Consider the following 26,166-nt stretch of genomic DNA (forward strand, 5'->3'; position numbering starts at 1 on the left):
CATCACGGCCTCCTCACCAACCAGCGAGGGCACGATCTAGGCCTAGACCTCATGACGGCGTCAGGCTGGAGGAGTGCTCACTCGCTGGTGGACTCGGACACCACACTGGCCCCCCGGGCCACGCGATGCACCCCCATTAGGCTGGACGATGTGGCGCAGAGCATCTTCATCACATCCGCGGAGGGCCATTCCGGAAAGTCCTCCATCGCCCTCGGGGTGCTCGACACCCTGAGTCACGCGACCGCCCGGGTAGGCGTGTTCCGCGCGATCGCCCGGTCGACGAACGAGCGCGACTACGTGCTCGAGATGCTGCTCGCCCACGATGGCGTCGACCTCGCCTACGAGGACTGCCTGGGCGTCACCTACGACGATGTGCGGGCCGACCCCGAGGCAGCGCTCGCGACGATCGTGGAGCGCTACAAGGCGGTGGAGGCGCAATGCGACGCCGTCGTCATCCTCGGCAGCGACTACACCGACGTCGGCAGCCCGGCCGAGCTCGCGTACAACGCGCGCATCGCAGCGAACCTCGGCGCGCCCGTCCTGCTCGTCCTGGGCGGACGCGCAGGGCAGGGGCTGTCGGAGCAGCTCGGCTCGTCGACGCCGCGCACGCCGGCCGAGATGGGGCAGATCGCCGACCTCGCGCTCACCGAGCTCGCGCACGGCCGCGCCGAGCTCTTCGCCGTCGTCGCCAACCGCGCCGATCCCCAGGCGCTCGAGGAGACGATCGCCGCCATCCGCTCCTCCGTCGCGGCCCACCGCCGCGGCTCCGTTCCGGTCTGGGCGGTTCCGGAAGACCTCTTCCTCGTCGCCCCGTCGATGCGCGGCATCATGCGCGCCGTCGGAGGCGCCCTGCTCAAGGGCGACCCGGAGTTCCTCACCCGCGAGGCCCTTGGCGTGGTGGTCGCGGCGATGAGCGTGCGCAACGTGCTCCCTCGCCTGACGGAGGGCGCGGTCGTGGTGATCCCGGCCGACCGCACCGAGGTGCTCCTGGCGGTCCTTCTCGCGAATGCGTCGGGAAACTTCCCGTCGGTCTCCGGCATCGTCCTCAACGGCGGGTTCGAGATCCCCGACCCGATCCTCAAGCTCGTCGACGGGCTCGGCTCGACCGTACCGATCATCACCACCGACCTCGGCACGTATGAGACGGCCGTGCGGATCATGAACACGCGGGGGCGTCTCGCCGCCGACTCGCAGCGCCGCTACGACACCGCCCTTGCCCTGTTCGAGACCCACGTCGACACCGGCGAGCTGCAGAACGCGCTGGGCGTCGCGCGGGCCACCGTCGTCACGCCGCTCATGTTCGGCTACCAGCTCATCGAGCGCGCGCGGCGCGAGCGCAAGCACATCGTGCTCCCCGAAGGGGACGACGACCGCGTCCTCCGCGCGGCGGCGACCGTGCTCAAGCGCGGCATCGCCGACGTCACGATCCTCGGCGAGCCCTTCGAGGTGCACAACCGGGCGATCGAGCTCGGACTGGACATCCGCGCGGCTCAGATCGTGAGCCCCTTCGACGCCGTCCTCGTGCACCGGTTCGCCGACGAGTACGCCCGCCTGCGGGCGCACAAGGGGATGACCCCCATGCGCGCCGCCGACACCGTCACGGACGTGTCGTACTTCGGCACGATGATGGTGCACATGGGGCTTGCCGACGGCATGGTCTCGGGTGCCGCGCACACGACCGCGCACACGATCCGGCCGGCCTTCGAGATCATCAAGACCAAGGAGGGCGTCTCGGTCGTCTCGAGCGTCTTCCTCATGGCGCTCGCCGACCGCGTCCTCGTCTACGGGGACTGCGCGGTCGTGCCCGATCCGACCGCCGAGCAGCTCGCCGACATCGCCGTCTCGTCGGCGGCCACCGCGCAGCAGTTCGGCATCGAGCCCCGCGTGGCCATGCTGTCGTACTCCACCGGCGAGTCGGGGGCGGGCGCCGACGTGGAGAAGGTCCGGGAGGCGACGGCGCTCGTGCGCACGCGCGCCCCCGAGCTGCTCGTGGAGGGTCCGATCCAGTACGACGCCGCCGCCGATGCCGCGGTGGCCGCGGCGAAGATGCCGGGATCGGATGTCGCGGGTCGCGCCACGGTCTTCGTCTTCCCCGACCTCAACACCGGCAACAACACCTACAAGGCCGTCCAGCGCTCTGCGGGCGCCGTCGCGATCGGGCCCGTGCTGCAGGGGCTGAACAAGCCCATCAACGACCTCTCCCGGGGGGCGCTCGTCGACGACATCGTCAACACGATCGCGATCACCGCGATCCAGGCGCAGGACGCTCGCTGAGCCTCGCTCCGGGCGCCGGAGGGGCGCCGTTCCGGGGGACGCGCGTGCACATGTGGACGCTCAACCCCGTCGTGTCGAACATGCACCTGCCCGCGATCGGCGTCATGGCCGACGACCTGGGCGCGAGCGTCCTCGGCATCCAGCTCACCTTCACCGCCTTCTTCGCCGGCGTCGCCGTCGGCCAGCTGGTGGTCGGTGCTCTCTCCGACAGCCTCGGGCGGCGACGCGTTCTCCTCATCGCCTTCGGGGTCATGACCGCCGCGAGCGTCTTCGTCGATCGCGCCGAACCTCCATCTCATGGTCTTCGGTCGTGTGCTTCAGGGGTTGGGCACGGCGGCAGGCGTCGTCGTGGTGCGAGCGATCGTCGCCGATGTCGGCGTCGGTCCGCAGATCCCGAGGGCCTACAGCCTGCTCATCGGCACCCTCGCGGTGGGTCCACTGCTCGCGTCGCTGTCGGGCACGGTCCTGCTCCAGGCATCCGGATGGCACGCCATCCTCGTCGGCACCGTCGTGGCGAGCGCCGGGTACCTCGTCCTCTCGCTCCTCGCGATCCCCGAGAGCCTTCCGCCGGAGCGCCGGGCGCCGTTCAGGCTGTTCGCGATGGTCTCCGCCTACGGCCGGCTGCTGCGCGACCCCGTCTACGTCGCATTCGTCCTGACGATGGCGTTCGTCTTCGCGGGCCTGACCATCTCCCCGCGCCCCGTCACCCTCACGGGGTTGACGGTCGGACTTCTCGACAACACCAAGCCCAACTCGACGCTGCTGCTCGATGAGATCGCCGCCGACCTCGCGCGCGACTACGGGATCGGCGAGGTCAAGCACTACGTGAAGGACTACTTCGGAACGCCGGTCAAGGACGAGCTGTTCCGGCAGATCGTCTCCGAGGTCGACATCGTCATCACGGCGGTCGGCGACTGCGGTTCGTGCAGCGCCGCGACCGTCGCCGACGGCATCATGTTCGAGCGCGCCGGCATCCCGGCCGTGAGCATCACCTCCAACTCGTTCGCGATGTCGGGCCAGGCGATGGCGAGCGTGCAGGGCTTCCCCGGCTTCCAGTTCGTCATGGTGCAGCACCCCGTCGCGAGCCTGGATGCCGAGCACATCCGCGGCCGCGCGGACCAGGCGGTCCCCGAGGCGCTGCGCATCCTGGGCGTCACAGAGACGGTCTGATCCGCGGCAGGATCGACCGGCGCGACGCCGGGCGGCGTCGCCTCCGCGCCCGGCGCCCGGCGCCCGCCGAGCGCGTGTGCTTGAGTAGGACCATGGGTGCCGTCCTCGTCGTCAACAGCGGCTCGTCGTCGTTCAAGTACCAGCTCATCGACGCCGAGACCGAGCGGCGCCTCGCATCGGGCCTCGTCGAGCGCATCGGCGAGGAGATGGGACACGCGTCCCACACCGTCACCGGGGGCGGGGCGGACGAGGTCGGAGCGCGCGCCCTCTACGAGGCCACGTACGAGCGCGACCTGCCGATCCCCGATCACACCGCGGGGTTCCGCGTCATGCTCGAGGCGTTCGCGCAGGACGGCCCGTCGCTCGAAGCGCATCCGCCCGTCGCCGTCGGCCACCGCGTCGTGCACGGCGGGGCGCGCTTCTTCGAGCCGACCCTCATCACCGCCCTGGTCGAGATCAACATCGACGAGCTCTCGGTGCTCGCGCCCTTGCACAATCCGGCGAACCTGCAGGGCATCCGAGCCGCCAGGGCGGCGTTCCCCGACATCCCGCACGTCGCGGTGTTCGACACCGCGTTCCATCAGACGCTGTCGCCGGCGGCGTACACGTACGCCATCGACAAAGAGCTCGCGGACGCGCATCGCGTGCGGCGCTACGGGTTCCACGGCACATCGCACAAGTTCGTCAGCGAGCAGGCGGCGGCCTACCTCGGACGTGACCTCGCGGGGCTGCGACAGATCGTCTTCCATCTCGGCAACGGCGCGTCGGTGACGGCGATCAAGGACGGCCGCTCGGTGGAGACTTCGATGGGGCTGACTCCGCTTGAGGGCCTCGTGATGGGCACGCGCTCGGGCGACCTCGATCCGGCGGTGCTCCTTCATCTCGCGCGCCGAGCCGATCTGTCCATCGCCGACCTCGACGCCCTGCTGAACAAGCGCGGCGGACTGCAGGGCCTGGCCGGGGTGAGTGACATGCGCGACATCGTGGCGGGTGTCGAGTCCGGCGAGGATGCCGCGACCCTCGCCTTCGACGTCTACATCCACCGGCTGCGGGCGTACGCGGGTGCCTACATCGCCCAGCTCGGCGGGGTGGACGTGATCTCCTTCACGGCGGGCGTCGGAGAGAACGCGCCACGGGTGCGCGCCGAAGCGCTCGCGACGCTCGGCTTCGCCGGCATCGGCGTCGACCCCCGCCGTAACGCGGAGCGGGTCCGCGGCATCCGCCCCATCTCGCCCGAGGGCGCGCCCGTCACGGTCCTCGTCGTGCCCACGGACGAGGAGCTCGAGATCGCGCGGCAGACGCTTCTCGTGACGGGATGAGTCCCTGCCGCCACGGCGCGCGACACGTCCGCACGGGCGCACTACGCTTGCACCGAGGCGCAACGGGGAACCGCCCCGACTCACCGTGAATCGCCGCTCCCTGGAGACCCTGTGACCGCCGACGCCCTGCCCGACCTCGCGGCCTACGACGCCGTGCTCTTCGATCTCGACGGCGTTCTCACGCCCACCGCCGAGGTGCACATGCACGCGTGGAGGACGATGTTCGAGGACCTCTTCGCGGCATGGCAGATCACACCCCCGTACACCGATCGTGACTACTTCGACCATCTCGACGGGAAGAAGCGCTACGACGGCGTCGCGAGCCTGCTGCGCAGCCGCGACATCGAGGTGCCCTGGGGCGACCCGGCCGACCCTCCGACGGCGGACACCGTCTGCGGCATCGGCAACCGCAAGAACGAGGTGTTCTCGCGCGTCCTGCGCGCCGAGGGCATCGCCCCTTATCCGGGGTCGGTCGCGCTGCTCGACTACCTGGCCGAACGGGGCACCCCCGTCGCCGTCGTCTCCAGCTCCAAGAACGCCGCCGAGGTGCTCGCCGTCGCGGGCCTGGCGTCGCGCTTCGACGTCGTCATGGACGGTGTGATCGCCGAACGCGACGGGCTCGCGTCCAAGCCGGCGCCCGATGTCTTCCTCGAGGCGGCGCGGATGCTGGGGGTCGACCCCGGCCGTTCGGCGGCCGTCGAGGATGCCATCTCCGGAGTGGAGTCCGCTGCCGCGGGCGGGTTGGCCCTCGTCGTCGGCGTCGATCGCGGCACGGGCGCCGACGAGCTGCGTGCCGCCGGCGCGCACGTCGTGGTGCACGACCTCGCCGAGCTCGTGCCGTGACCTCGGCATCCGTCTCTCCCGTCTCTTCTGTCTGACTCCGCCCCCCGAAGGAGACCGCCGACATGATCGATCGCGATCGCTTCCCCATCGACCCGTGGCGTCTGGTCGAGACGTCGTACTCCGAAGAGGACACGGGGGTCACCGAGACGCTCTTCGCCCTCGGCAACGGATACGTGGGCATGCGCGGCAACCACCCCGAGGGACGCCGGGCGTACGAGCACGGAACCTTCATCAACGGCCTCCACGAGACGTGGCCGATCCGTCACGCGGAGCAGGCCTACGGCTTCGCCGAGGTGGGCCAGACGATCGTCAACGCGCCCGATGCGAAAGTCATGCGGGTCTACATCGACGACGAGCCGCTGTCGCTCGACGTCGCCGACGTGAGGGAGTACCGTCGCGAGCTCGACATGAGGGAGGGCGTGCTGCGGCGCCACATCCTCTGGTGCACGCCGTCGGGCAAGCAGGTGGAGATCGACTTCGAGCGCCTCATCTCCTTCGAGGAGAAGCACCTCGCCGTCATGAAGCTCACGGTCACCGTGCTCAACTCCGACGCCCCCGTGGCGATCAACTGCCAGCTCATCAACCGGCAGGACGGCGAGGACGTCTACGGCGGCACTCCGAACGCGCCGCGCAAGGCGGGCTTCGACCCCCGCAAGGCCGAGCGCATCGCCGCCGAGCGCACGCTGCTGCCCCAGGAGTACTGGCAGGACGGCATCCGCTCCACGCTGAGCTACCAGGTCAACGCCTCGGGCATGACGGTCGCCGTCGTCGCCGATCACTTCATCGAGACCGACAACGAGCACGAACTGCGCACGCTCATCGAGCCCGACATCGCCAAGAACGTCTTCCGCGTTCAGGCCAAGGCGGGGGTGCCCACCACCGTGACGAAGATGGTGGCCTACCACTCCTCTCGCGGGGTGCCCGCGCGGGAGCTGGTCGACCGCTGCCGGCGCACGCTCGATCGGGCGGCGACCGAAGGGGTCGCGCACATCTACGAACGCCAGCGGAGCTGGATGGACGCGTTCTGGGAGCGCTCCGACGTGGTCATCGGCGGTCACGACGACCTGCAGCAGGCCACGCGCTGGTGCCTCTTCCAGCTGGCCCAGGCGGCGGCGCGCGCGGACGGGCGGGGCGTCCCGGCGAAGGGGGTCACGGGGTCGGGCTACAGCGGCCACTACTTCTGGGACACCGAGATCTACGTCCTGCCCTTCCTGGCCTATACGAGCCCGTTGTGGGGGCGCAACGCGCTGCGCACGCGGACGCTGATGCTCCCCGCCGCGCGCCGGCGGGCCTTCCAGCTCAACGAGGCCGGAGCCCTCTTCCCCTGGCGCACGATCAACGGCGAGGAGGCGTCCGCCTACTACGCGGCGGGCACCGCGCAGTACCACATCAACGCCGACATCACGTATGCGCTGGCGAAGTACGTGCGCGCCACCGGCGACGTCGACTTCCTCCATCGCGAGGGCGTCGACATCGCGGTGGAGACGGCCCGGCTGTGGGCCACCCTCGGGTTCTGGCGGGAGGGCGACGAGCGTGCGACCTTCCACATCCACGGAGTCACCGGACCGGACGAGTACACGACCGTCGTCAACGACAACTTGTTCACCAACGTGATGGCTCGCTTCAACCTCCGCTTCGCCGCGCGGACGGTGCGGGAGATGCAGGATGACGATCCCGACGCATACCGCCTCATGGTCGACCGGCTGGGTCTCGACCCCGCCGAGGCCGAAGGGTGGGACATGGCCGCGGAGGCGATGCACATTCCCTTCAGCGAGGCGCTCGGCATCCACCCACAGGACTCGCTTTTCCTCGAGCGGGAGGTCTGGGACCTCGAGCACACCCCGGTCGAGCAGCGTCCGCTGCTGCTGCACTTCCACCCGCTCGTGATCTACCGCTTCCAGGTGCTCAAGCAGGCCGACGTCGTGCTCGCGCTGTTCCTCCAGGGCAACCACTTCACGCCCGAGGAGAAGCTCGCCGACTTCCAGTACTACGACCCGCTGACAACGGGCGACTCGACGCTCTCCGCGGTCGTGCAGTCGATCCTCGCGGCCGAGGTGGGGTATCAGGACCTGGCGCTGGACTACTTCGCGCAGTCGATCTTCGTCGACCTCGCCGACCTGCACCACAACGCCTCCGACGGGGTGCATGTGGCCTCGGCGGGCGGTGTCTGGACAGCCCTCGTCTCGGGATTCGGGGGGATGCGCGACCACTTCGGCGAACTGAGCTTCGACCCGCGTCTGCCGGCTTCCTGGCCGTCGCTGTCGTACTCGCTGCGGTGGCACGACGCCAAACTGGGCATCGTCATCACCGCCGACGCGTTCCGCCTGCGCGCCGACGACGCGGGGCCGGTGACGTTCTCGGTGCGCGGGGAGCAGTACACGGTCGAGGCGGGCGGCGAGCTCGTCATCCCACTGAGCGATCAGGGGCCGGTGCTGGCGGGAAAACCCACGCTGAAGCAGTTCGAGGACGTCCGCCGCGACGACGGCACGCTGCTGTCGGCATCCGTTCCGACGGTCACGACGAGCCTGCCGCCTGTCACGGAGGCGATCCCGGTCGTCGGCGGCGCGCCCGGCTCGGCGGACGATGCGGGGTACGGGGTGGACAGCTGAACCCGCCCGAGAGGAAGTCGGAGCCACGCCGTAGGCTGGGGGAGTGACCGCCGCCCTCTACCGCCGTTATCGTCCCGAGACGTTCGGGCAGATGATCGGGCAGTCGCAGGTCACCGAGCCGCTCATGACGGCGCTGCGCAACGACCGGGTCGGCCACGCGTACCTCTTCTCGGGCCCGCGCGGCTGCGGGAAGACCACGTCGGCACGCATCCTCGCGCGGTGCCTGAACTGCGCCCAGGGACCGACCGACACGCCGTGCGGCACCTGCCCCAGCTGCGTCGAGCTCTCCCGCGCGGGCGGGGGCTCGCTCGACGTCGTCGAGATCGACGCGGCCAGCCACAACGGCGTCGACGACGCGCGGGATCTGCGCGAGCGCGCGATCTTCGCCCCCGCGCGGGACCGCTTCAAGATCTTCATCCTCGACGAGGCGCACATGGTCACGCAGCAGGGCTTCAACGCCCTGCTCAAGCTCGTGGAGGAGCCGCCCGACCACGTCAAGTTCATCTTCGCGACCACCGAGCCCGAGAAGGTGCTCGGAACGATCCGCTCGCGCACGCACCACTACCCCTTCCGGCTCGTGCCGCCCGGGCCGATGCTCGAGTACGTGCAGCAGCTGTGCGGCGAGGAGGGCGTGCAGGTCGAGTCCGGGGTGCTTCCGCTCGTCGTCCGCGCCGGCGGCGGTTCGCCACGAGACACGCTGTCGCTGCTCGACCAGCTCATCGCCGGTTCCGACCAGGGTCGCGTCGTGTACGAGCGGGCGGTGGCGCTGCTCGGGTACACCCACACCGAGCTTCTCGACGAGGTCGTCGACGCCCTCTCCGCGGGCGACGCGGCAGCGGCGTTCGGCGCGGTCGACAGGGTCGTGCAGACGGGTCAGGATCCGCGCCGCTTCGTCGACGATCTGCTCGAGCGGCTGCGCGATCTCATCGTCGTCGAGGCCACAGGAGCCGGCGCGTCCGCCGTGCTCCGCGGCATCCCGGCCGACGAGCTCGATCGCATGGGTCGCCAGGCGACCAACTTCGGGGGGACGCGGCTGTCCCGCGTCGCCGACCTCGTCAGTGCCACGCTCGATGACATGTCCGGCGCGACGTCGCCGCGCCTGCACCTCGAGCTCATGATCGCGCGCGTGCTGGCGGCGGATGCCGCGGCCGGCGCCGCACCGGCATCCCCCGCACCGGCCGAGCCGCGCGCGGACACCGTGCGCGGCTCGGCGCCCGCAAAGCCTTCCGCGCGCCCCGTCGCGGAGCCCCCCGTGGTCCGGCCGGTGCCGTCGCACTCCGTGCGTCCAGAGGCGCCCGCCGCGCGCGAGCCCGCGCCTGTCGAGCCAGCGTCCGGCGAGCCCGCATCCACCGAGCCCGCTCCCGCCGATCCTCCCGCGAATGCGGCGCTCCCCGAGAACGTCGGGCCGGCCACCCCGCCCGCACCGGTCACGCACGCGCGCGTCAGGGATTCGTGGCCCGAGATCCTCGGAGTGCTCGAGACCATCAGCCGATCGTCCTGGCTGATCGCGAGCAACGCCCGCGTCGTCGCCTATGACGACGAAGTGCTCACGCTGGCGTTCCAGAGTCAGGGCGACGTCGCGAAGTTCCGTGAGCTGAAGGCGGGATCGGGCGCGAGCGAAGACCTCCGCCAGGCGATCGACCGCGTGCTCGGCGTGCGGGTGAAATTCCTCGCGCGGGGCGAGGGCCCGTCGTCCCCTCCGCCACCCGCAGACGATTCGCCGCCGGACGACGAGCCGCCGTACGACGAGGAGCCCCCGCGCGATCGACCGTCCGGCGAACGGGCTCCCCGCCAGGCGCCGCCCGCCGCGCCGCCGCCGCGCGCGTCGCGTCCGCCCCAGGGGAGCGCGGCACCCGCGGCCCCGGTGACGGAGTGGGCGGTCGCGACCATCCCCGCAGGCGAAGGGCCCGCGCCAGACCCCTCCGCGGGCTACGCGCCGTTCCCCGTCGACGACGACCCGGAGGAGGCGGTCGCGGCGGCCGCCTTCGTCGCGACCATCCCCGCGGTCCGCGAGGGCGAGGTGCTCGCCGACGACGATGCGGCGCCGGTCGACGACGACCCCGTCGACGACGTGGACACCCTCGGCCCCGCCGGCGCGGGCGGAAGCGCACCGGTGGTCGCAGCCCCGACGCAGGCGCCCACCGCGGCGATGCGGGCGGTGGCGCCCGACGCGCGCCCGCATCGGCCGGCGTCCGCGCTGCGCAGCGACGGCATCGACCGCTACGGCGAAGCCGTCGTCCGTCAGATCCTCGGCGCACGATTCGTGCGTGAAGAGCGCTACGAGCCCCCCGCGAGGTTCAGCTGATGTACGACGGCATCGTCCAAGACCTGATCGACGAGTTCGGCAGGCTTCCCGGCATCGGGCCGAAGTCGGCGCAGCGCATCACCTTCCACATCCTCCAGACGCCCGCTTTCGACGTGTCCCGCCTCTCGCAGCTGCTGGCGGAGGTGCGAGAGAAGGTGCGGTTCTGCGAGATCTGCGGCAACGTCTCTGAGCAGGACCGCTGCAGCATCTGCCGCGACCCGCGGCGCAACCCTCAGGTCATCTGTGTCGTCGAAGACGCGAAGGATGTCGCGGCCATCGAGCGCACCCGCGAGTTCCGGGGTCTGTATCACGTGCTGGGCGGGGCGATCAGCCCGATCGACGGCGTCGGGCCCGACGATCTCCGTGTCGCCGAGCTGATGACGCGTCTCGCGGACGGGACGGTGCAGGAGGTCATCATCGCCACCAACCCGAACCTCGAGGGCGAGGCGACCGCGACCTATCTCAGCCGCCTGCTGCTCAGCCTGCAGATCCGCGTCACGCGTCTCGCCTCGGGGCTGCCGGTCGGCGGCGACCTCGAGTACGCCGACGAGGTCACCCTGGGGCGCGCCTTCGAGGGTCGACGGACCCTGTAGCGGGTACCGTGTTCTGGAGGATCGCACGCGCCGCGTGAGCGTCGAACATCATCGCGATCAGGGCCGATGCGAGCACCGCGGCCCCGTAGGCGACCAAGGTGATCTCGGGGAACATGGCCAGGGCGGAAGCGGTGATCGCGAGCACGAGCGTCGCGATCCCGGCGCCCAGGCGCGCGGTCAGGGAACGCGACGCCACGATCTTCGCGATGTTGACGCTCGCCGCCACGATCACGAGGCCGGCCAGAGCTGCGGTCGCTCCGAGTATGCCGAGATTGAACTCGTTCCAGCCGAGATCTCCCACCATCATGCGCCGACGTTCGCGATCGATCGCTGCAGAGTCATGACCGCACCTCCCGACCGCGCCAACTCTCCGCGGGATGCGGACGCGGCGGTGTCCGACGGCGTGGCGGTGTCCGTCGGTGCGGGGCGGGGGCGGGCTCGGAAACCCTCAGGGTGTAATCGGCGATGGTCGCGTTGCCGTACTGGTCCTCGGCCTGGACGCTGAACGCGAGCGACGATGAGCGTGTCCGCGGAGGTGGTGGCGCTCTCGGCCCCGGGCGACACCACCGTGGTGCTCACGGCTCCCGAGCGCAGGCTCGACGGCACGGTGGCGCTGATGAGGGTGTCCGACATGATCGTGAACGTCGTCGCCGCCTCCGAGCCGAACAAGACGTCCGTGACGGCGCCGAAATTCTCTCCCGTGATGGTGACGGTGGGCGCACTGCCCTGCACGACGGTCGCGGGGGCCACGCCCGCCACGATCGGGCGCGGTACGTAGGTGAATGGGACCACGGCCGCCGGTCGTCCGTCGATGTTCACCGTCGCGTCGGCCAGGCCGCTCCCCTCGATCGCGAGCGACGCGCCTCCCGTGGATCCGGTGCCGCCGCCGCCTCCGCGGCCAGCAGACGGACCCTCGACCCCGCCCGCGCCGCCCCCGCCGCGCACGTTCCGGACGCAGTTCTGGCCCTGGCTGCCGACGAGGATGTTGAGGGTCGTGCCGGGCGCGACCGACAGTGTGCCTGTCAGCTGGGCGCCCGCGCCGCGGTTGTCCGCCGCTCCGCCCTCGCCCCTGCCAGGTGCACATAGATCTCGGTGACGCCATCGGGCACAGTCCCGCTCTGCACGGCTCCCGTGTCGGTGAAGGACTCAGACGTGTCCGCCGGCGCTGCGAACGCCGATGCGGGGACGAAGAGTGCGGCCATGGCTACAGCCCGGGCGGGGCGGAACCTATCGGCGCAGCCGAGCGCGGGCGCGCACGACGCCGCCGAGGGAGGCGCGCACGGGCTGACCGAGGTAGATGCCCAGCGACGCCCCGACGGCGAGGCTCACACCGATGACCCCGGCGCCCGCGAGCGTACCGAAGCCCGCGATCATGATCTGCGGGTCTTCGCCCGACTCGACGATTCCGAGCAGGCCGCGGAAGACGGCCGCACCGGGCACCATCGGCAGGATCGCCGCGGTTGTGATGGCGACCGCCGGCACGTGGAGCCGGTACGCGGCGATCACCCCGACGAAGCTTCCCGCGAACGCCCCGATGCCACTGGCGGCGGCGACTTCCAAACCCGCGCCGGACGCCGCGAGGAATCCGATCCAGGCGACCACGCTCAGGACGGTGCTCACGACGACGATGCGCAGCCCCGCGCCGTTGAAGACGGCGACGGCGACCGCGATGAGCGCAGCTCCCGCGAACTGCAGCGGCACGGGCCCGAGCGGCAGGGCCTCGCTCGGCGGCTCCATCGCGAGCCCGACCACGCGCGCCGTCTGGAGACCGGCGAGGATGCCGAGCACGACGCCCAGCGTCTGGGTCGTCAGTTCGAGGATCCGCCCCGTCGCGGTCAGCGCGAAGCCGTCGATAGCGTCCTGCGCGGCACCCACGACGGTGAGTCCCGCGAGCATCAGGACGACGCCGGAGGCGACGATGACGGAGGGTCTGACGCTGTCGCCGCCCGGGATCGAGGTCATCGCGAGCAGTGGCGTCAGCGCCGCGACGAGGGTGAGCACGAGTGCGCCCGCGATCTGGCTGAAGAAGAAGGGCACCTTCGCGCGAGCGAGCAGGGCCTGCGTGACGGCGGCGGCACCCGCCGCGACGAAAGCGACGGCGACGGCGAGGGGGCCGGCGCCGAACATCACGGCGACGCCCACCGCCAGCATCGCCTGGGCGACGATGACGATGCCCGGTCCGTAGCGGAACGGCGAGCGCCGGATCTCCCGCAGGCGCGTGCGTGCCCGTGCGAGATCGAGCCCCTGGCCGACATCCGCGACGAGGGACTGAAGGCGGCGCAGCTTGTCGTGGTCGGGGGCCGTCTGCCGCACGACGCGCAGGAGCGTGATCGGGCGGGGGGCACCGCCGCGGTGGTGCGATGCGGTGATCGAGTTGTAGGTGACGTCGACGTGCACCGGGTCGAGCCCGTAGGCCGCGCTCACCCGGACGATCGTCGCGGTCACGTCGCTGGCGGAGGCGCCCGTCGCGAGCATCGTCTGCCCGATGCGCACGGCGATATCGAGGATGCCGACGGCCATCCCGTCGTCGATCACCGGGATCGCCTCGGTCAGGGTGTCGGCGGGCACCTCTGCTCGGACGAGCCCGCCGAGCGAGGACAAGAGGCGACGACGGCGCTGGTGCATGACCCCTCGATCGTAATCGCGGATGGCCCTTCCGTAAGATGGGACGTCGGGTGCGGCATCCGAGCGCCCTTCACCCCCGGGAGTTTCATCGTGGCTCTGATCGTGCAGAAGTACGGCGGTTCGTCGGTCGCCGACGCCGAGAGCATCAAGCGGGTGGCCAAGCGCATCGTCGACACCCGCCGCGGCGGCAACGACGTCGTCGTAGCCGTGAGCGCGATGGGCGACACGACCGACGAGCTGCTCGACCTCGCCGGGCAGGTCGCCCCCATCCCCGCACCCCGGGAGCTGGACATGCTGCTCTCGAGCGGCGAACGCATCTCGATGGCCCTCCTCGCGATGGCCATCCACTCGATGGGCTTCGAGGCGCGCTCGTTCACGGGCAGCCAGGCGGGGATGATCACCGACTCCACCCACGGCGCCGCCCGCATCGTCGACGTCACCCCCGTGCGCCTGCGCGAGGCGCTCGACGAGGGGGCGATCGTGATCGTCGCGGGCTTCCAGGGCTTCAACCGCGACACCCGCGACATCACGACGCTCGGCCGTGGCGGGTCCGACACGACGGCCGTCGCGCTCGCGGCGGCTTTGAACGCCGACGTCTGCGAGATCTACAGCGACGTCGACGGCATCTTCACCGCCGACCCCCGCATCGTCCCGAAGGCGCACAAGCTCGACACCGTCTCCAGCGAGGAAATGCTCGAGCTTGCCGCCAACGGGGCGAAGGTCCTCTACATCCGCGCCGTCGAGTACGCCCGCCGTCACGACGTGCTGATCCACGCGCGGTCCACGTTCAGCTCGGGCGAGGGCACCCTCGTCCTCGACGAGAAGCGCCGCGCGGCGCTCGCACAGCAGGGAGACGGCATGGAAGAGCCCATCGTCACGGGTGTCGCCACGGATGTGGGACAGGCCAAGATCACCGTCATCGGCGTGCCCGATGTCCCGGGCAAGGCGGCCGAGATCTTCAACATCGTCGCGAAGTCGGGCGCGAATGTCGACATGATCGTCCAGAACGTCTCCGCCGCCGCGACGGGGCGCACCGATATCTCCTTCACGCTTCCCAAGGGGGATGCCGCCACCGCGCTCAAGGCGCTCGCCGGCGAGCAGACCTCGGTGGGCTTCGAGAGTCTCGTACACGACGACCAGATCGGAAAGCTCTCGGTCGTCGGCGCCGGCATGCGCACCCACTCGGGCGTCTCGGCGACGCTCTTCGAGGCGCTCAGCGTGACGGGCGTCAACATCGAGATGATCTCGACCTCCGAGATCCGCATCTCGGTCGTCGTGCGAGCGAGCGACCTTGCCGAAGCGGCGCGGGTCGTCCACACGGCGTACGGCCTCGACGGCGACACCGACGCGACCGTCTACGCCGGGACGGGTCGCTGACACGACCGAGCAGGCCCAGCCCGCCGCAGGAGCTCGGCCGAGAACAGGACGGTCACGGCCGGGCCCTCCTGTCCTCGTCGCATCGCCTGTCTTCGCATGGTCGGTAGAATCGACCGGATCCCCACTCAGAAAGCACCGTCATGACCCGTATCGCAGATTCCGGACTCTCCGTCGCCGTCGTGGGCGCCACCGGCCAGGTGGGCACCGTGATGCGAGAGATCCTGATCGAGCGCTCGTTCCCGATCGGTGAGCTCCGGCTGTTCGCCACCGCGCGCTCGGCCGGCACGAGCGTCGAGTTCGGCGGCCACACGGTCGTGATCGAGGATGTCGCGACGGCGGACCCGGCCGGGATCGACATCGCGCTCTTCTCCGCCGGCGCGACCGGATCGCGCGCCCACGCGCCCCGCTTCGCAGAGGCGGGCGCCGTCGTGATCGACAACTCGAGCGCGTGGCGGATGGATCCCGAGGTGCCGCTCGTCGTGAGCGAGGTCAACCCGCACGCGATCGCTCAGGCCGTCAAGGGAATCATCGCCAACCCCAACTGCACGACCATGGCGGCGATGCCGGTGCTGAAGCCGCTCGACGCCGAAGCGGGCCTGCAGCGCCTCATCGTCAGCACCTACCAGGCGGTCAGCGGATCGGGGCTCGCCGGAGCGAACGAGCTCCTCGGCCAGGTGGAGAGCGTGCTCGCGCAGGGCGACACGCTGCGTCTCGTGCACGACGGGTCGGCGGTCGACTTCCCGGCGCCGGAGAAGTACGTCGCGCCGATCGCCTTCGACGTCATCCCGTTCGCGGGCAATCTCGTCGACGACGGCGACAACGAGACCGACGAGGAGAAGAAGCTCCGCAACGAGAGCCGCAAGATCCTCGAACTACCCGACCTGAGGGTCGCCGGCACCTGCGTGCGCGTTCCGGTGTTCACCGGCCACTCGCTCTCGATCCACGCCGAGTTCGCGGACGACATCTCCCCGCAGCGCGCGCGCGAGATCCTCGCGGACGCGCCGGGTGTCGCGCTGGAGGATGTTCCGACGCCGCTTCGGGCGGCCGGCAGCGACCCGAGCTTCGTCGGGCGGATCCGGGCCGACCAGTCGGCTCCGGAGGGCAAGGGCCTCGTGCTCTTCCTCAGCAACGACAATCTGCGCAAGGGGGCGGCGCTGAACGCCGTGCAGATCGCGGAGCTGGTCGCCGCTTCGCTGGGCGCCTCCGCCGCCGCCTGAACACGCGGACGGGCCCCGCCCGCCACCGAAGGAGAATGAACTGGTGACCGAAACAGTCGATGTCGTGCTGATCGGTGGCGGAATCATGAGCGCCACGCTGGGCACGCTCATCTCCGAGCTGCAGCCCGACTGGAAGATCACCGTCTTCGAGCGTCTCGACGACGTCGCGATGGAGAGCTCAAACGCGTGGAACAACGCCGGGACGGGCCATGCCGCCCTGTGCGAGCTCAACTACATGCCGGAGGCGCCCGATGGAACCGTCGACCCCGCCAAGGCGATCGCGATCAACGAGCAGTTCCAGCAGAGCCGCCAACTGTGGGCGTCGCTGGTGGAGCGAGGGGTGCTCGACGCTCCGTCGACCTTCATCAACGCGACGCCTCACATGACGTTCGTGCGCGGGGAGAAGGATGTCTCCTACCTCCGCAAGAGGTACGAGGCGCTCAAGGACGAGCCCCTGTTCGCCGGCATCGAGTACAGCGAGGACTCCCGCGTCATCCACCAATGGGCGCCCCTGCTGATGAAGAAGCGCCGGAAGAGCGACGAGCCGTTCGCCGCGACGCGGGTCCCCGCCGGCACCGATGTGGACTTCGGCGCCCTCACTCATCAGCTGTTCGACAACCTGCGTGAGCGCGGCGCGAGGGTGTTCACCAACCGCGAGGTCAAGAAGCTGAAGAGGCAGGCCGACGGCTCGTGGCTCGTCACGTTCCGCGATTTGATCGGCCATACGCCCGGCCGCATCAACGCACGGTTCGTCTTCGTCGGGGCCGGCGGGTGGGCGCTCAAGCTCCTCCAGCGCTCGGGCATCCCGGAGATCTCCGGTTACGGGGTCTTCCCGATCGGCGGCCAGTGGCTGAAGACCTCGAACCCGGCCCTCGTCGCTCAGCACCGGGCCAAGGTCTACTCTCAGGCATCCGTCGGTGCGCCGCCGATGTCCGTGCCTCACCTCGACACGCGCGTCGTCAACGGCGAGGCATCGTTGCTGTTCGGCCCGTTCGCGACTTTCAGCCCCAAGTTCCTGAAGAACGGGTCGATGCTCGACATCGTCACGCAGGTGCGGCCGGGCAACATCCTGCCGATGCTGAAGGTCGCGGTCGACAACCCCTCTCTCATCAGGTACCTCGTCGGTGAGCTCCTGAAGTCCCACAAGGACAAGGTCGAGAGCCTGCGCGAGTTCGTGCCCACCGCGCGCGACGAGGACTGGGAGCTCCTCGACGCGGGACAGCGGGCGCAGGTCATGAAGAAGGACCCCGAGAAGGTGGGCGTCCTGCAGTTCGGGACCGAGGTCGTCGCGGCCGAGGACGGCTCGATCGCGGGGCTGCTCGGCGCCTCTCCGGGCGCATCGACCGCGGTGTCCATCATGCTCGGGCTGCTGCAGACCTGCTTCCCCGACCGAATCGAGGAATGGGCACCGCGACTGCGGGAGCTGATCCCGAGCTACGGTCGCACGCTCAATCCGGACGAGGCCGCAGCGCGCACGGCGATCGAGGAGACCGCACGCGCCCTCGCCATCTCCCGGTAGGTCCCCGGCGTCATGGCGAAGCTCTACTTCCGCTACGGCGCGATGAACTCGGGCAAGTCGACGGCGCTGCTGCAGGCCGCGTACAACTACGAGGAGCGCGGGCAGAGCGTGCTGCTGGCCAAGCCCGAGATCGACACGAAGGGCGCGGCCCAGATCGAGTCCCGCCTCGGCGTGACCCGGCCGGTGGACTTCCTCATCGGAGCGCGCGACGATGCCCGGGCTCTCTTCGCGGTCGAGCGCGAGCGTGTGCGCCACGCCGGCGACGGCGCGCTCATCCCGGATGCCCGGCCCAGGGACGTGGCCTGCCTGCTGGTCGATGAGGCGCAGTTCCTCACCCCGGCGCAGGTGGACGACCTGTTCCGCATCGCGGTCGAGGACGGCATTCCGGTGCTGGCATACGGCATCCGCACCGACTTCCTGACCGCGGCGTTTCCGGGATCGCGCCGTCTGCTCGAGATCGCCCATTCGCTCGAGGAGCTGAAGACCATCTGCCGCTGCGGGCGCAAGGCGGTCTTCAACGGTCGGGTCGTGGGCGGTCGGTTCGTCTTCGACGGCGACCAGGTGGCCATCGATGCCGCGGGCGCGGCAGTGCGCGACGACCACTTCGTGACGTATGAGTCGCTCTGTGGCACGTGTTACCTGCAGGAGTCCGGCGGCGTGCTGGGCGAGGGGCGCGAGACCCACGATCAGTAGGCTGGGCGCATGCGAGTACTCCTTGCCGGCGGGGCCGGCTACATCGGCACGCACACCGCGGTCTCCCTGCTGGATGCCGGACACGACGTCGTGCTGCTCGACGACCTGTCCGGGACGCACGCCGTCGCGGCGGAGCGCGTCGAGACCATCACCGGCCGGGCCGCGCCGCTCGTCGTCGGCGATGCCGCCGACGACGCCGTCGTGACCACCGCGTTCGACGAGCACGGTCCCTTCGACGCCATCATCCACTTCGCCGCGTTCAAGGCCGTGGGGGAGTCGACGCAGAAGCCGTTGGAGTACTACGCGAACAACCTGGACTCGACGTTCGCCCTCCTCCGCGTGGGACTCGAGCGCGGCATCCGCTCTTTCGTGTTCTCGAGCAGCGCCACGGTGTATTCCGATCCCGCGGACCTGCCCTTCACCGAGGAGTCGAGCACAAGCGTGGATCTTTCCAACCCCTACGGAAAGACCAAACGAATGAACGAGGTGATCCTGGCTGACATCGCTCGGGTTCACCCAGAACTCAATGTCACGGTGCTGCGGTACTTCAACCCCGTCGGGGCGCACCCGAGCGGCCTGATCGGCGAGGATCCCGCAGGAACCCCGAACAACCTCATGCCGTACGTCTCACGCGTGGCGATCGGGACACTGGACCGAGTCGGAATCTTCGGAAGCGACTATGACACTCCTGACGGCACAGGATTGCGCGACTACATCCACGTCGTCGACCTCGCCGAGGGACATGTCGCGGCGCTCGAGAAAGCCGAGCCGGGGTACGTCGTCTACAACCTCGGAACCGGGCTCCCCGTCAGTGTGCTGGAACTCGTCGCGGCATTCGAGAGGGCTATCGGGCGTGACCTTCCGAAGCAGATGATGAACCGCCGTCCCGGGGATGTCGCCGCGAGCTATTGCGACCCGGCGAAGGCGCGACGAGACCTGGGGTGGGTCACGAAAAGAGGCATCGACGATGCCTGCCGGGACTACTGGCACTGGCAGCAGTCGAACCCGTCAGGATACGCGGGAGCCTGACCGCTCGCTGCGCGGGCTTGCGTGGTCTGACCACACGACCCTATCGTGGTCGGACCACAGAGCAGCGCGGAGGAGCATGCAGGAGAAATCGCCGGGCGCACCCAAGGCCTGGCAGGTCGTGCTCGAGCACATCGAGAGCGGTCTGATCGACGGACGCTTCGCGCCCGGCGATCGCCTCCCCGCCGAGCGCGAGCTCGCCGCGAGCCTCGGGGTGGGCAGATCCAGCGTCCGCGAGGCGATGCGGGTGCTGGAGGTGCTGGGGCTGGTCCGCACGGGCACGGGGTCGGGCCCCGCCGCGGGGGCGATCATCGTCGCCACCCCGCAGGGCGGCATGGCCGCACTCCTGCGGCTGCAGGTGGCCGCTCACGGATTCCCGCTGCACGACGTCGTGAAGACCCGCCTGATGCTGGAGACGGGCATCGTCGAGACCCTCGCGTCGCTCCCCGAGGCGCCCCTGGGCCCCGCGCGCGACGTCCTCGACGCGATGGAGCGGGACGATCTGAGCGCGGGGGAGTTCCTCGCCCTCGACGCCCAGTTCCATCTGTGCCTGGCGGAGGCATCGGGCAACGTCGTCGTCGCTGCCATGATGGCGGGCCTGCGCAGCTCGATCGAGTCGTACGTCCGCGCGGGCGCGGGACGCATCGCCGACTGGGAGGCGACCGCCGCGCAGCTGCGCGCAGAGCACCGAGGCGTCTTGGAGGCGATCGAGCGCGGCGACGAAGACGGCGCGCATCTGCGCATCCGGGAACACATCACCGGGTATTACGCGGGGGCGGGCCTGGCCCGCGTCTGAAACGCACCACACCTCGAGGGGGACACTCATGGTCACGCGGCAGCTGCCCAACCCGTCCGAACTGCGGGAGCTGATGCGCTTCAAGAAGCCCGATTTCAACGGGCGCAGGCGGCGTCTGGACTCTGCCCTGACGATCGCCGACCTGCGGAGGATCGCCCGGCGCCGCACGCCGAAGGCCGCCTTCGACTACACCGACGGCGCGGCAGAGGGGGAGCTCTCCCTGAACCGGGCCCGGCTCGCGTTCGAGGACATCGAATTCCATCCGTCGATCCTGCGGCCCGCGGTCGAGGTCGACACCTCCACGACCATCCTGGGCGAGCCCAGCGCGATGCCGTTCGGGATCGCCCCGACCGGCTTCACGCGCCTCATGCAGACCGAGGGGGAGGTGGCGGGCGCCTCGGCGGCGGGGGCGGCGGGTATCCCGTTCACCCTTTCGACGCTCGGAACCACATCGATCGAGGACGTCCGTGCGGCGAACCCCGCCGGACGCAACTGGTTCCAGCTCTACGTTATGCGTGACCGCGACATCTCCTACGGCCTGGCGAAGCGCGCCGCGGCAGCGGGCTTCGACACGCTCATGTTCACCGTCGACACCCCCGTGGCGGGCGCGCGGCTGCGCGACAAGCGCAACGGATTCTCGATCCCGCCGCGGTTGACGGTCGGGACCGTCGTCGACGCCATCCCGCGCCCCTGGTGGTGGTTCGATTTCCTCACGACGCCCAAGCTCGAGTTCGCGTCGCTGTCGTCCACGGGCGGCACGGTGGGGGAGCTGCTGGATGCCGCGATGGACCCCACGATCAGCTACGACGACCTCGAGGTGGTCCGCGGGCTATGGCCCGGGAGGATCGTCGTCAAGGGCGTGCAGAACATCGAGGACGCCGCGCGGCTGGTCGACCTGGGCGTCGACGGAATCGTCCTGTCCAACCACGGCGGGCGTCAGCTCGACCGCGCACCGATCCCGTTCCATCTGCTGCCCCATGTCGTGCGCGAGGTCGGGCGCGATGCCACCGTCATGATCGACACCGGGATCATGAATGGCGCCGACATCGTCGCCTCGGTCGCCCTCGGGGCGAAGTTCACCCTGGTCGGTCGCGCATACCTCTACGGCCTGATGGCCGGTGGTCGCGAGGGGGTCGACCGCACGATCGCCATCCTGCGGGGCGAGATCGAGCGGACGATGCGGCTTCTGGGGGTCTCGGCCCTCGAGGAGCTCGAGCCGCGCCACGTGACGCAGCTGACGAGGCTCGTGCCGGTCTCCCCGGAGGTGGCGGGTGTGACCGCCGACTGATCAGCGGGCGGGGAGCGAGGGGATGAGCTCGTCGAGGTACCGAGCGGTCTCCTGCCAGCCCTCCACGGCCTGGCACGGCACACCCAGAGCGAGCACCGGATAGTCGTTGCCGCCCTCGTCGAGACGGTCGCCGATGAAGAGCATGTCGGAGAGCGGGATGCCGGTGTGCTCGGCAAGCCGCGTCATCCCGTACGCCTTGTCGATACCGCGGTGCGTGATGTCGACCGATGTCGACCCTCCTGAGCGCACTTCGAGATCGGGGATGCGCGCGGCCACGGCATCGCGCAGCGACGCCTTCTTCGTACCCGCCGGATCCCAGGCCATCTTGGCGTCGAGCGGTGCATGCTGGCCGAGGGCCGAGAACGTGATCTGCGACCCCCGGTCCTCGAGGATGTCGCCCCAGGTCTCGCTCTCCCAGAACCCGAGCCGGCGCGCCTCCTCCTCGACGGCGGTCAGAGCACGGTCCTTCTCGTCCTGCGTGAGCGAGTGCGCATACACCGTGTCGAGCTCGCCGGACTCGGCGAAGCGGTAGTACTGGGTGCCGCATGTGGGCATGAGGTGTACTCGCGCGAGGGTGGATGCCGAGGCATCCGGCAGCCGCTCGACGACCTGCGAGCGGAACTGCTGGATCTGGCCGCCGGAGATGATGGCGACGTCGACGCGCTCGGCGAGGGCGAGCAGCAGGCGGCCGATGCGCTCCGGAATGGGGCTCTTCGAGGGAGCCAAGGTGTCGTCCAGGTCGAAGGCGACGAGTCGGGGCGCGATGGTCACGGTCTTCTTTCTCCATCGATGAGGGGATTCCGGTGGATATGGAAATGGGCCGACCTGCCGGTCGACCCAATTCCCGCTGTCGGGGTGACAGGATTTGAACCTGCGGCCTCGTCGTCCCGAACGACGCGCGCTACCAAGCTGCGCCACACCCCGTGGCAACCCTCCGAGTCTACCCGAACTCTTCCCTCGTGCCGAACCGGCCCGGCTCCGGCGCGCGGGGTGTCAGACGACGTCGGTGCGCGGGAGCAGGGTCAGGAGGGTGGTCTCGGGCGGGCAGGCGAATCGTACGGGCGCGTAGATCGAATGCCCCAGCCCCGCGCTGACATGAAGCGGCACGCGCCGGCCGCCGCGCTGCCATGTCGACAGACCGCGCACCTGGTCGAGCGGCAGATCGCAGTTCGCGACGAGCGCTCCGAGGCCGGGTACGCGCACCTGACCGCCGTGTGTGTGCCCCGCGAAGATCGCGTCGGCTCCGGCGTCGGTGAAGGCGTCCAGCACACGGCGATACGGCGCGTGCGTCACGCCGATCGTCAGGGCGGCGGGGGCGGACGGCTCCCGGCCGGGCGCCGCGAGCCCCGATGCCAGCTGGGGCACCAGGTCGAGCCTGTCGAGATCGTGGTGGGCGTCGTCCACCCCGAACGCGTCGATGCGTACGCCGGCGACCTCGAGGCGGGCCGAGGCGTTGTTCAGCCCGCTCCAGCCGAGGGTCTCGGTGAAGAACCGGTCCATCGTGTCGGTGTCGAGCTCGTCGACCTCGATACGGCGCCTGGAGGGGCCGAGGAAGTAGCGCATCGGGTTGCGCGGCTGCGGGGCGAAGAGATCGTTCGACCCGTGCACGTAGACACCCGGGATACCGCGGAAGCCGGCGAATGCGGCTCGGATGCCGCGCAGTGCATCCGGGTGTCCCAGGTTGTCGCCGGTGTTGACGATCAGGTCAGGACGCAGCGAAGCGAGATGCGCGATCCACGCCTGCTTGCGGCTCTGCCACGGCGCCATGTGCACATCGGAGAGGTGCAGCACCCGCAGCGGAGTGGCGCCGGGAGGCAGCACCGCGAGCGTCGCACGCCGGACCGTGTAGAGATGGCGCTCGACGCCGATGCCCCATACGGCGGCGGACGCCGCGAGGGCCCCCAGCGCGACGAGCGCGCGGGGGCCCTTGGGCCTACGTGGCGACATCAGCAATCGCGGCGTTCGACGCTCAGCGTCACCGCGGTGTTGCGATTGGTCGAGGTCCCCTCGTCGGGCGAGACGCCCGTGACGCGGCCGTTCTCCGGTGCGTCCTCGTTCTCGGTGCACTGGGCGCTGACGTTGCCGAACCCTGCCGAGCGGAGGGAGGATGCCGCGGCCTCCTGAGTCTGCCCCACGAGGCCTCCCGGAATGCTCGCGCCCTCGCCGTTGCTCGGGTAGATGGTCACGACCGTGGCGCCCGACACGCGACCCGCGCCCGGGTCCTGACGGACGATCGTGCCGGCGGACTCCGAGGCGTCGACGGCGTCGCCGACGTTCACGCTGAACCCTGCGGCCTGCAGAGTGGCACGGGCCTGATCGACGCTCTGGCCCACGACGCTCGGCAGGTCGATGAACACCTGGCGCGTGAGGTTCTGATCGGGGCGCGGGAAGTCGTCGCCGCCGTACTTGGCGTTCGCGGCGCGCTGCATGACGGGCCAGATCGAGTGGCGGATGGTCCACAGGGCGCGTCCGTTGGCCGAGTTGCGGTCGAGCCGGACCTCGCCCTTCACGTTGCCGACCCACACGACCGTGGCGACCTTCGAGCTCGCGCCATCCATCCACGTGTGGATCTGCTCGTGGATCCCCGTCTTGCCGAAGACGGGGACGCCGTCGTAGGTCCGCGACGACCCGGCCGAGCCGCCGTTGATGACGCCTTCGAGCGTGAAGGCGGCGGTCGCCGCCACCGATTCGTCGAGGACCCGGTTGCAGGTGGTCTCGGGGAGGGGAAGCTCGTTGCCGTCGGCGTCGATCACGCGGTCGATCGCCTTCGGCTCGCAGTAGATGCCCTTGTTCGCGATGGTCGCGTAGGCGGCCGCCATGTCGATCGGCGCGATGGCCTTGGAACCGAGGATGTCGTAGACGAAGTTCGTCTCGGTCACCGACCCGCCGTTGGCGAGCTCGACACCCATCCGCTCGGCGATCTTGTTGGTGTCGCAGACGCTGACCTTCTCGCTCATCGCCAGGAACCCGGTGTTGAGCGAGTCGGCGGTGAAGCGCATCGGGGTGCCGTTGTAGCCTCCGACGCCCTGGAAGTTCTTGATCTGGTTGGAGGTGATGCGCTGGGTTCCGCCGTCGCAGTCGGCCATGACGGTGAAGTTGCGCTGGCGTCCGTTCAGGACCTCGTTGACGGAGTGGCCGTGCTCGAGCCAGTTGAGGAGGGTGAACACCTTGTAGGTCGATCCCGGCAGGAAGCCGTTGGAGCCGCCGTTGATGTACGGGGTGTTGAAGTTCACCGACGTGAAGGCCGGGTCGCTCGCCGCCTTGTCGGCGTCCTGCGTGTAAGGGCGGTTCTGCACCATCGACAGCACTCGGCCGGTGGACACCTCGAGCTGAACTCCGGAGGAGCCGAGGTCGAGGTTCGGGTGCGTGGCCGGGACGATCGAGATCGCGTCCTCGGCAGCCTTCTGCAGGTCGAGATCGATCGTCGTATAGATCTTGAGCCCGCCCCGCCGCAAGGCTGCCTGACGCTCCTCGGGTGTCTCGCCGAAGGCCTCGTCGGTCTCGACGATCGTGCGGACGTAGTCGCAGAAGAACGCAGAACCTCCCGCTGACTCGCAGCCCTGCGTGGAGGGGACGATGTTCGGTGCGATCGGCTCGGCGTACGCCGCGTCGTACTGCTCCTGGCTGATCTTGCCGTCGGCCAGCATCCGTCCGAGCACGTAGTTGCGACGATCGAGTGTCAGCTGGTAGCCGTTGGCGGCGCCGTTGGACTCGCTCTCGGGGCGGTCGATGCGGAACGTGTTGGGGTTCTGCACCATTCCCGCGAGCGTGGCCGCCTGGCCGAGCGAGAGGTTTGCGGCGGATGTTCCGAAGTAGTACTGCGCGGCCGCCTCGACGCCGTAGTTCGTTCCGCCGAAGTTGGCGATGTTGAGGTAGCCGAGCAGGATCTCGTTCTTCGAGTAGCGCTGCTCCATCGCGATCGCGTAGCGCATCTCCTGCAACTTGCGCTCGATGCCGTCCATGCCGGAGGCCGTGGTCGCCTCGACCCAGCACGCCTGGAGGTCCTCGGCCGTCGGCGCGTCCCGCTCGCAGCGCTGGACGAGCACGTTCTTGACGTACTGCTGGCTGATGGAGGAGCCGCCCTGCGTCGCGCCGCCCTGCACGTTGCTGATGACGGCGCGCGAGGTGCCGATGAGGTCGACCCCGCCGTGGTCGTAGTAGCGCGGGTCCTCGCTCGAGAGGATCGCGTCGTACACCACGGGGTTGATCTGCTCGTAGGTCACCGGGAGGCGGTTCTGGTCGTAGAATCGCGCGAGCTGCACCTCGGTGCCGTCGCTCGCGGTCGCGTAGATCTCGGTCGGCAGCATGAGCTCGTCGATCTCGAGATAGCTCGGCATGTTGTCGAACATCGTGATGGCGCTCGAGGCCGCGGCGCCGGACACGGCGATCGCCGGCGTGACGGTTGCGGTCACCAGAACACCCGCGACAGCGGAGAGGCCCACGAGGCCGGCGAGACCGCCGAGCACACCCGTAGCCGTCTTTTTCGTACCAGGCATAGGGTGAATGCTAAGG

General features: G+C 69.9%; 20 protein-coding genes, 1 tRNA gene and 1 pseudogene. 15 read left to right on the forward strand and 7 right to left on the reverse strand.

The window, feature by feature from the left end; all coding sequences use genetic code 11:
* Positions 1–150 precede the first annotated feature (150 nt).
* The 8 genes and pseudogenes from pta (at position 151) to recR (ending at position 11,113) form a co-directional block, all read left to right on the forward strand.
* On the forward strand, positions 151–2,274 hold the full coding sequence (gene pta / locus RYJ27_RS03160; RefSeq protein WP_330171305.1) for a phosphate acetyltransferase: 2,124 nt from the start codon (positions 151–153) through the stop codon (positions 2,272–2,274).
* Between the two features lie 80 nt (positions 2,275–2,354).
* Positions 2,355–2,528, forward strand: a pseudogene (locus RYJ27_RS13495) (MFS transporter); the annotation flags it as partial.
* 22 nt (positions 2,529–2,550) lie between these two features.
* Positions 2,551–3,444, forward strand: a complete 894-nt coding sequence (locus RYJ27_RS03165; protein ID WP_330171974.1) for a UGSC family (seleno)protein — start codon at positions 2,551–2,553, stop codon at positions 3,442–3,444.
* 92 nt (positions 3,445–3,536) lie between these two features.
* Positions 3,537–4,763 (forward strand): acetate/propionate family kinase, encoded by a 1,227-nt coding sequence (locus RYJ27_RS03170; RefSeq protein ID WP_330171306.1) that lies wholly within the window; start codon positions 3,537–3,539, stop codon positions 4,761–4,763.
* A 111-nt stretch (positions 4,764–4,874) separates the two neighbouring features.
* Complete coding sequence (locus RYJ27_RS03175; protein ID WP_330171307.1) at positions 4,875–5,606, forward strand: HAD family hydrolase; 732 nt, start codon at positions 4,875–4,877, stop codon at positions 5,604–5,606.
* Positions 5,607–5,668: 62 nt separating this feature from the next.
* The gene (locus RYJ27_RS03180) at positions 5,669–8,215 is read left to right on the forward strand and encodes a glycoside hydrolase family 65 protein (protein ID WP_330171308.1); all 2,547 of its coding nucleotides are present in this window, start codon (positions 5,669–5,671) and stop codon (positions 8,213–8,215) included.
* Between the two features lie 43 nt (positions 8,216–8,258).
* A complete protein-coding gene (locus RYJ27_RS03185; protein WP_330171309.1) occupies positions 8,259–10,520 on the forward strand; it encodes a DNA polymerase III subunit gamma and tau in 2,262 nt (753 codons plus the stop codon).
* Entirely contained in the window at positions 10,520–11,113 is a 594-nt protein-coding gene (gene recR, locus RYJ27_RS03190) for a recombination mediator RecR (RefSeq protein ID WP_330171310.1), read from the forward strand. Before RYJ27_RS03185 ends, recR begins: the two co-directional genes overlap by 1 nt.
* Here recR and RYJ27_RS03195 read toward each other — a convergent pair.
* The 3 genes from RYJ27_RS03195 to RYJ27_RS03205 form a co-directional block, all read right to left on the reverse strand.
* Positions 11,073–11,420: a hypothetical protein gene (locus RYJ27_RS03195; RefSeq protein ID WP_330171311.1), complete on the reverse strand. Its 348-nt coding sequence runs from the start codon at positions 11,418–11,420 to the stop codon at positions 11,073–11,075. The genes recR and RYJ27_RS03195 overlap by 41 nt on opposite strands.
* The gene (locus RYJ27_RS13500) at positions 11,417–12,058 is read right to left on the reverse strand and encodes an IPT/TIG domain-containing protein (protein WP_422732861.1); all 642 of its coding nucleotides are present in this window, start codon (positions 12,056–12,058) and stop codon (positions 11,417–11,419) included. Before RYJ27_RS13500 ends, RYJ27_RS03195 begins: the two co-directional genes overlap by 4 nt.
* A gap of 282 nt (positions 12,059–12,340) precedes the next feature.
* Complete coding sequence (locus RYJ27_RS03205; RefSeq protein WP_330171313.1) at positions 12,341–13,738, reverse strand: threonine/serine exporter family protein; 1,398 nt, start codon at positions 13,736–13,738, stop codon at positions 12,341–12,343.
* Between the two features lie 90 nt (positions 13,739–13,828).
* Between RYJ27_RS03205 and RYJ27_RS03210 the strand changes: the two genes are divergently transcribed.
* The 7 genes from RYJ27_RS03210 to RYJ27_RS03240 all read left to right on the forward strand — a co-directional run bounded on the left by RYJ27_RS03210 (position 13,829) and on the right by RYJ27_RS03240 (position 21,654).
* The gene (locus RYJ27_RS03210) at positions 13,829–15,115 is read left to right on the forward strand and encodes an aspartate kinase (protein WP_330171314.1); all 1,287 of its coding nucleotides are present in this window, start codon (positions 13,829–13,831) and stop codon (positions 15,113–15,115) included.
* A 140-nt stretch (positions 15,116–15,255) separates the two neighbouring features.
* On the forward strand, positions 15,256–16,332 hold the full coding sequence (locus tag RYJ27_RS03215) for an aspartate-semialdehyde dehydrogenase (RefSeq protein WP_330171315.1): 1,077 nt from the start codon (positions 15,256–15,258) through the stop codon (positions 16,330–16,332).
* Between the two features lie 43 nt (positions 16,333–16,375).
* Positions 16,376–17,851, forward strand: coding sequence for a malate:quinone oxidoreductase (locus RYJ27_RS03220; protein ID WP_330171316.1), 1,476 nt, complete (start codon positions 16,376–16,378; stop codon positions 17,849–17,851).
* 12 nt (positions 17,852–17,863) lie between these two features.
* Complete coding sequence (locus RYJ27_RS03225) at positions 17,864–18,544, forward strand: thymidine kinase (RefSeq protein WP_330171317.1); 681 nt, start codon at positions 17,864–17,866, stop codon at positions 18,542–18,544.
* Positions 18,545–18,553: 9 nt separating this feature from the next.
* The gene (gene galE, locus RYJ27_RS03230) at positions 18,554–19,573 is read left to right on the forward strand and encodes a UDP-glucose 4-epimerase GalE (protein ID WP_330171318.1); all 1,020 of its coding nucleotides are present in this window, start codon (positions 18,554–18,556) and stop codon (positions 19,571–19,573) included.
* A 76-nt stretch (positions 19,574–19,649) separates the two neighbouring features.
* On the forward strand, positions 19,650–20,366 hold the full coding sequence (locus RYJ27_RS03235; RefSeq protein WP_330171319.1) for a FadR/GntR family transcriptional regulator: 717 nt from the start codon (positions 19,650–19,652) through the stop codon (positions 20,364–20,366).
* Between the two features lie 28 nt (positions 20,367–20,394).
* Positions 20,395–21,654, forward strand: coding sequence for an alpha-hydroxy acid oxidase (locus RYJ27_RS03240; RefSeq protein ID WP_330171320.1), 1,260 nt, complete (start codon positions 20,395–20,397; stop codon positions 21,652–21,654).
* On the opposite strand, the gene RYJ27_RS03245 is transcribed toward RYJ27_RS03240, so the two are convergent.
* From RYJ27_RS03245 to RYJ27_RS03260, 4 genes are all read right to left on the reverse strand, one after another.
* Entirely contained in the window at positions 21,655–22,425 is a 771-nt protein-coding gene (locus RYJ27_RS03245; protein WP_330171321.1) for an HAD-IIB family hydrolase, read from the reverse strand. It lies immediately after the preceding gene.
* 79 nt (positions 22,426–22,504) lie between these two features.
* Positions 22,505–22,578 (reverse strand) — tRNA-Pro (locus RYJ27_RS03250).
* Positions 22,579–22,647: 69 nt separating this feature from the next.
* Positions 22,648–23,601, reverse strand: coding sequence for a metallophosphoesterase (locus RYJ27_RS03255; RefSeq protein ID WP_330171322.1), 954 nt, complete (start codon positions 23,599–23,601; stop codon positions 22,648–22,650).
* Positions 23,601–26,150, reverse strand: a complete 2,550-nt coding sequence (locus tag RYJ27_RS03260) for a transglycosylase domain-containing protein (RefSeq protein ID WP_330171323.1) — start codon at positions 26,148–26,150, stop codon at positions 23,601–23,603. Before RYJ27_RS03260 ends, RYJ27_RS03255 begins: the two co-directional genes overlap by 1 nt.
* Positions 26,151–26,166: the final 16 nt, after the last annotated feature.

Origin of the sequence: Microbacterium limosum, from assembly GCF_036324365.1 — a bacterium.
GTDB classification, from domain to species: domain Bacteria; phylum Actinomycetota; class Actinomycetes; order Actinomycetales; family Microbacteriaceae; genus Microbacterium; species Microbacterium limosum.

Excerpts from the sequence above, each read along its gene's own strand:
- RYJ27_RS03170 (WP_330171306.1), top strand. The coding sequence starts at position 3,537 with ATGGGTGCCGTCCTCGTCGTCAACAGCGGCTCGTCGTCGTTCAAGTAC.
- RYJ27_RS03180 (WP_330171308.1), top strand. The coding sequence starts at position 5,669 with ATGATCGATCGCGATCGCTTCCCCATCGACCCGTGGCGTCTGGTCGAG.
- recR (WP_330171310.1), top strand. The coding sequence starts at position 10,520 with ATGTACGACGGCATCGTCCAAGACCTGATCGACGAGTTCGGCAGGCTT.
- RYJ27_RS03195 (WP_330171311.1), bottom strand. The coding sequence starts at position 11,420 with ATGATGGTGGGAGATCTCGGCTGGAACGAGTTCAATCTCGGCATACTC.
- RYJ27_RS03205 (WP_330171313.1), bottom strand. The coding sequence starts at position 13,738 with ATGCACCAGCGCCGTCGTCGCCTCTTGTCCTCGCTCGGCGGGCTCGTC.
- RYJ27_RS03215 (WP_330171315.1), top strand. The coding sequence starts at position 15,256 with ATGACCCGTATCGCAGATTCCGGACTCTCCGTCGCCGTCGTGGGCGCC.
- RYJ27_RS03225 (WP_330171317.1), top strand. The coding sequence starts at position 17,864 with ATGGCGAAGCTCTACTTCCGCTACGGCGCGATGAACTCGGGCAAGTCG.
- galE (WP_330171318.1), top strand. The coding sequence starts at position 18,554 with ATGCGAGTACTCCTTGCCGGCGGGGCCGGCTACATCGGCACGCACACC.
- RYJ27_RS03235 (WP_330171319.1), top strand. The coding sequence starts at position 19,650 with ATGCAGGAGAAATCGCCGGGCGCACCCAAGGCCTGGCAGGTCGTGCTC.
- RYJ27_RS03240 (WP_330171320.1), top strand. The coding sequence starts at position 20,395 with ATGGTCACGCGGCAGCTGCCCAACCCGTCCGAACTGCGGGAGCTGATG.
- RYJ27_RS03255 (WP_330171322.1), bottom strand. The coding sequence starts at position 23,601 with ATGTCGCCACGTAGGCCCAAGGGCCCCCGCGCGCTCGTCGCGCTGGGG.
- RYJ27_RS03260 (WP_330171323.1), bottom strand. The coding sequence starts at position 26,150 with ATGCCTGGTACGAAAAAGACGGCTACGGGTGTGCTCGGCGGTCTCGCC.